This is a genomic window from Rhizomicrobium sp. (genome assembly GCF_056722145.1).
In genome coordinates this window covers 1-3,847 of sequence record NZ_JBWZET010000289.1, presented here as the reverse complement: position 1 = coordinate 3,847, position 3,847 = coordinate 1, and the positions used below count along the sequence as shown (strand labels likewise).

Here is a 3,847-nt window from a genome sequence, read left to right as displayed (position 1 = left end):
ATCCAGACGATGTGGCCGGTGAAGAGGAAGAAGATCAGGGCGCCGAGGTTGCTCATGAAATTGTAGAGCTTGGCTTCCACCGTCGCCTGGTCGAGCGCCAGGCCGCCGAGCCCGACCATGCCCATGGCGAAGAAGGTGCCGGTGCCGGGCCCGAAGAAGCCGTCGTAAAAGCCCACCAGCGGCACCAGCGTGACTGCCAGGGTCGCGAACGTCACCCGCGCGGGCCGGGGCTTCTTGCCGAGGTCCTCGCTCATCAGCAGCCAGCCGCAGATCGCGATCAAGAGGAACGGCACCATCTGCTTCAGGATCGAGGGATCGACGAAGGTGAGGCTGGCGGCGCCAAGGCTCGCACCCATCATCGACAACAGCGCCGGCTTCCAGCGCTTCAGCACCGGCAGGCGCCCATTGCGCCAGAAATGATAGGCCGCGCTCATCGGCGAGAAGATTGCCTGGAATTTGTTGGTGGCGAGTGCCGTCACCGGCGGCAGGCCGGTGGCCATCAGCCCGGGGATGGTGAGCAGGCCGCCGCCTCCCGCCATGGCATCGATGGTGCCGGCGACAAGCGCCAGAAAGAACAGGCTGAATAGCTGAAGGGGGTCGTGCATCGACGAAATCACATGCGAACGGCGAGGTTCCTTAGGCGCCCCGGCCGCGCCCCGCAAGGCTGCCCTCGCGCAAGCGAGATGGTTCGCGATAACGCAGCGGTAGTTCGACTGCGCGGGGCCGGTGCGCGCCCGCGACATGCACTGCGAATCCTTGCGCGCCGCCCATCAGGCGATTTTCGAAACCGCACTGAGGCGACCGGTGAAAGTCGAGTTCGTGGAGGCGGTGCGGCGCGGCGGCAAGGCCTGCCATTTCATCGCGCACGTCGGGTGAACGTTGTCATGGCCCGCGACTGCGGGCCATCCAGGTCTCGTCAGGACAGATGTTGCAGAAAAAGCCGAGAGCTCACGGCAGCGGCGGAGCAACGCGATCTGGGCCGCCCGCATTTGGCGGGCGATGACACCGAGACTGGTGTCGCATGTGCGATAATCCCGCGCCGCTATTTATCCGCCAGCCTGTTGTGCGCTTCGCTGGCGATGCGGGCGAGGAGGTCTGCGGTGGCGTAGCCGTCGGCGGGCAGGGCATGGGCCTTCTGCCAGCCGCGCACGGCGGCGCGCGATTTGGCGCCGATCAGGCCGTCGGGCTTGCCGATATCGAAGCCGAGCGTTTGCAGCGAGGTTTGCAAGGCCAGCCGTTCGTCGCGATTGAGCGGGGTAAGCCCGCGCGGCCACGTCGCCATAACGGCGGGAAGGCCCTTCAACTGATCGGCGAGCAAGCATACCGCCAGCGCATAGGAGGCGGCGTTGTTGTACTTGAGCACGACCTTGAAATTCGGGAACACCAGGAAGGCCGGGCCACTGGCGCCGGCCGGCAGATAAATCGAGGCCGGCTGGTCGGCAGCGGCGAGCTCCGCTCCGGCAGTCATTTTCACGCCCAGTCGCCTCCAGGCGGCGACCGGCTTGACGATATCGAGATCGGCCTCGTCGTAGGCAAAGCCCGCCGGCAGCACCACTTCATAGCCCCACGGCTTGCCGTTCACCCAGCCGGCGGCGGCGATCACGTTGGCGGTGGAGGCCAGGGCATCGGCGGGATTGCGCCACAAGTCGATTTTGCCGTCGCCGTCGCCATCGACCGCCTCGCTGAGGAAGGTCGTCGGCACGAACTGGGTCTGGCCGAAGGCGCCGGCCCACGAACTCGTCATGTCGGAGGCGGCGTAATTCTCGCGCTGCATCATCTTCAGCGCCGCCAGCAATTGGGGCCGGGCATAGTCGGTGCGCGGGCCACCATATGCCAGCGTCGCCAGCGCCTCGAACATGTTGTAGTGGCCCATGCCGCGGCCGTAGTCGCTCTCGTTGCCCCAGATCGATACCAGGATTTCCGGCGGCACATGGAAGCGGGATTCGACCCGCGCCAGGATGTCGGCGTCGCCGGCCAGCAGCGCGCGGCCGTTGCGGATGCGCTCGGGCGAGACGGCGTTATCGAGGTACTGCCAGATCGGGGCCGCGAACTCGGGCTGATTCAGATTGTGGTCGGAAATGCGCTGGTTGCGGCTGATCGTCCGGGTCGCCGCATCATAGGTTTCCGCCGTGATTCCGGCGGCCAGCGCCGGCGCGCGGAAATCCTTCAGAAACGCGGCGAAGGCGGCGTCTTCGGCCTGCATTTCCGGCAGCGGCGATGGCGTCGGAACCGGAATCGGCGCCCCGGAAGCCCCATAAGCGGCGGCCATGATGACCAGACTCAGGACATAGGCCAGAAACAGAACAATGCTACGCACTTTTATTGCGCCCCCTCACCCAATTTGGGACAGTACCGCCGGGCCCTTGATAGCATGGCAATCGCGACCATTTGCGACGGAATCCGCACAGTTGACACCCCAATCCCCGCCGACTAGAACCGCGCCTCCTCGGCGGGGCCAATCCGCAGTTTCCGCAGTTTCAAAAGGCGTGCCATGAAGATCCGCAACTCGCTCCGCTCGCTCAAGAAGCGCGACAAGGACTGTCGCGTGATCCGGCGCCGCGGCCGCACCTACGTCATCAACAAGAAGAACCCCCGTTTCAAGGCGCGCCAGGGTTAATTCCAGGCCATTAAACGGACATTCGACTACCCGGCGCACCGCCGGGTGGTTTAGCGTTGCGCCATGCGGAAGGTTCTTACAGCCCTGGCGTTGCTGTTGCCCCTGGTCCAGGGAGCGCTGGCTGGCGGGCCGCCGGCCGAGCCTGTGGATAAGTTGTTCGCCGATCTCAAGACGGTTGAGACGGCTGAAGACGCCAAACCGCTCGAAGCCCAGATTCTGGCGACGTTCCTCAGGAGCGGCAGCCCCTCCATCGATCTGTTGATGACCCGGGCCGAAGCCGCCTTGACCGCCGGCAACAAGCCGGTTGCCCGCCACCTCCTCGACGAAGTTACCGCGCTCGCCCCCCGCTTCGCCGAGGGCTGGCATCGCCGCGCGTTGCTGCAGCAGGACGCCGGGGACGACGGCGCGGCGCTGGTGTCGCTGCAGAAGGCCGTCGACCTCAACCCACGCCATTTCGCGGCCCTGTTCGAGCTCGGTCAGATGCTGGAGGACTTCGGCCAGAAGGGCGAAGCCTTGAAGCTGTACCGCCGCGCCATCGCCCTCGATCCCCAGCTGGAAGGCCTGCAGCGCCACATCGACGGCCTCTCGCGCGATGTGGAGGGGCAGGGGATTTAGCGCCGCTGCCCCCGCGAGGCGGCTGCGTTTTCTGCCCCCGCGGGCGAGGAGACTTATCCGCCTGCTGATAGACCGTGGGGGAAGTGTTCGGCCTAGCGAAGCGAAGACGAACGAAGGGGGCTTCGGCGTTTCGCGAGCCCCCTTCGTTATCCCTCGCCTGCGGCTACGGATGACACTTCCCCCACGGTCTTAATGCGAGCGTCGAGATCGTCTCGCCCGCGGGGGCAGAAAAGGACGCGCGGGCAGCTCTGTTTCGAAGCTCAAGTCGGACGCCGTCGGTGGCCGCAATGTCAGCCTTTTCGTCGTTCGGCGTTGATCGTGCATCGATGTCATGTCCGGGCAGCTTGGATCTTTTCATCCCGTCATCGCAAGCCGGGGACGGTTCGCCGCGGTGTCGGACTTTCACGCCGGCCTCGGATTTCCGCTACACTGCCAGCGATTTTTTGGGGGGGCGTCATGGTTCGCGTCTGGTGGGCGGCGGTTGCTGCGATCATGTTGAGTTTTGTCGGCGAGGCGGGTGCGCAATCGCTGGAGGGGTTCGTGGTCGGCGGCGAGGCGGCGGCGCAGATGGCGTCGCGACCCAAGCCGCAAAGCGAGGGCCCGGCCGTCAACGAC

General features: G+C 65.6%; 5 protein-coding genes. 3 read left to right on the top strand and 2 right to left on the bottom strand.

Going from position 1 to position 3,847, the window contains the following annotated elements:
* Positions 1-605, bottom strand: a 605-nt coding sequence (locus AC1P6P_RS14960; RefSeq protein ID WP_481403239.1) for a TSUP family transporter, incomplete at its 3' end; no start/stop codon positions are given.
* A gap of 121 nt (positions 606-726) precedes the next feature.
* Between AC1P6P_RS14960 and AC1P6P_RS14955 the strand changes: the two genes are divergently transcribed.
* Positions 727-876: a hypothetical protein gene (locus tag AC1P6P_RS14955; protein WP_481403238.1), complete on the top strand. Its 150-nt coding sequence runs from the start codon at positions 727-729 to the stop codon at positions 874-876.
* Positions 877-1,042: 166 nt separating this feature from the next.
* On the opposite strand, the gene AC1P6P_RS14950 is transcribed toward AC1P6P_RS14955, so the two are convergent.
* A complete protein-coding gene (locus AC1P6P_RS14950; protein WP_481403237.1) occupies positions 1,043-2,317 on the bottom strand; it encodes a lytic murein transglycosylase in 1,275 nt (424 codons plus the stop codon).
* Between the two features lie 174 nt (positions 2,318-2,491).
* Between AC1P6P_RS14950 and ykgO the strand changes: the two genes are divergently transcribed.
* The gene (gene ykgO, locus AC1P6P_RS14945) at positions 2,492-2,617 is read left to right on the top strand and encodes a type B 50S ribosomal protein L36 (RefSeq protein WP_166936241.1); all 126 of its coding nucleotides are present in this window, start codon (positions 2,492-2,494) and stop codon (positions 2,615-2,617) included.
* A gap of 63 nt (positions 2,618-2,680) precedes the next feature.
* Positions 2,681-3,232, top strand: coding sequence for a tetratricopeptide repeat protein (locus AC1P6P_RS14940; protein ID WP_481403236.1), 552 nt, complete (start codon positions 2,681-2,683; stop codon positions 3,230-3,232).
* Positions 3,233-3,847: the final 615 nt, after the last annotated feature.

Excerpts from the sequence above, each read along its gene's own strand:
- ykgO (WP_166936241.1), top strand. The coding sequence starts at position 2,492 with ATGAAGATCCGCAACTCGCTCCGCTCGCTCAAGAAGCGCGACAAGGAC.
- AC1P6P_RS14940 (WP_481403236.1), top strand. The coding sequence starts at position 2,681 with ATGCGGAAGGTTCTTACAGCCCTGGCGTTGCTGTTGCCCCTGGTCCAG.